Source organism: Yersinia pekkanenii, assembly GCF_001152565.1.
In the GTDB taxonomy this organism is placed as follows: Bacteria; Pseudomonadota; Gammaproteobacteria; order Enterobacterales; family Enterobacteriaceae; genus Yersinia; species Yersinia pekkanenii.
This window is the reverse complement of record NZ_CQAZ01000168.1, coordinates 1-1,343: the sequence shown is the minus strand read 5'-3', so window position 1 is coordinate 1,343 and position 1,343 is coordinate 1. Positions and strand designations below refer to the sequence as shown.

Sequence of the window (1,343 nt, the reverse complement as noted above, 5' to 3'; positions counted from 1 at the left end):
CGTGAAAAGCTTAACATCAATAAAAACAATTTCAACAGTGTTTTGGCTGAATTCCAACCGAGCCTGAAACTCGCGGTACCTGACACCCTGGCAGGCGATAACACTGATACCGCCGTTGCCCTGACTTTCCGTGACATGAAAGATTTCGAACCGGAAAACGTCGCCCGTCAAATCCCACAACTGCGTGCCTTGCTGGCAATGCGCAATCTGCTGCGTGATCTCAAGTCCAATTTGCTGGACAACGCCACCTTCCGCCGTGAGCTGGAAAACATCCTCAAAGACGAAGCATTGAGCGATGAGCTGCGTGCTGAACTGGCGGCATTGGCCCCCAAAGACTGTTAATCGCCGGATTGGCTGCTTGTAGAAAGAAGAAAAGGAACATGCTGATGTCTGTACAGGAAAACAGTGCGCAAGGTACTGCGACGACCGTATTAGAGAAAAACCGTCCCGTAGCCCAGGGGGTTTATGCCTCTTTATTTGAAAAAATCAACCTGAGCACGGTCTCCTCATTGACGGGCCTGGATGCTTTCCAGAACAACGATACCATGGCTGATGCCACGACTGATGAGCGTGTCACTGCCGCCGTCAGTGTCTTTTTAGACCTGCTGAAGCAGTCGTCGAAAAAAGTGGAAAAGCTGGATAAAACCTTGCTGGATGGCCACATTGCGGCGCTGGATGATCAAATCAGTCGCCAGTTGGATGCGGTGATGCATCACCCTGATTTCCAACGGGTGGAGTCGACCTGGCGTGGCGTGAAATCCCTTATCGATCAAACCGATTTCCGTCAAAACGTGCGTATCGAACTGCTGGATATCAGTAAAGATCATCTGGTGCAGGATTTTGAAGACGCCCCTGAAATCGTGCAAAGCGGTCTCTACACCCAGACTTACATTCAGGAATACGACACCCCCGGTGGCGAGCCGATTGCCGCCGCTATCTCCAACTACGAGTTTGACCGCAGCCCGCAAGATATCGCGTTATTGCGCAATATCTCCAAGGTCGCCGCGGCAGCCCATATGCCGTTTATTGGCTCAGTGGGTCCAGAGTTCTTTGGTAAAGAGAACATGGAAGAAGTGGCAGCCATCAAAGATATCGGTAACTACTTTGACCGTGCCGAATACATCAAGTGGAAAGCCTTCCGCGACTCAGATGATTCCCGCTATATCGGCCTGACCATGCCGCGGGTGCTGGGGCGCTTGCCTTACGGCCCGGACACGGTGCCGGTACGCAGCTTTAACTACGTAGAGCAGGTGAAAGGGCCAGACCATGACCGTTATCTGTGGACCACCGCCTCGTTTGCCTTTGCCGCCAATATGGTGAAAAGCTTCATTAAAAATGGCTGG

General features: G+C 51.9%; 2 protein-coding genes. Both read left to right on the top strand.

Annotated features, from left to right (window positions below; genetic code table 11):
- The coding region (tssB, locus tag AEP37_RS23715; protein ID WP_049615635.1) for a type VI secretion system contractile sheath small subunit at nt 1-342 on the top strand (342 nt) is incomplete at its 5' end.
- A gap of 38 nt (nt 343-380) precedes the next feature.
- The coding region (gene tssC, locus AEP37_RS23710) for a type VI secretion system contractile sheath large subunit (protein WP_049615636.1) at nt 381-1,343 on the top strand (963 nt) is incomplete at its 3' end.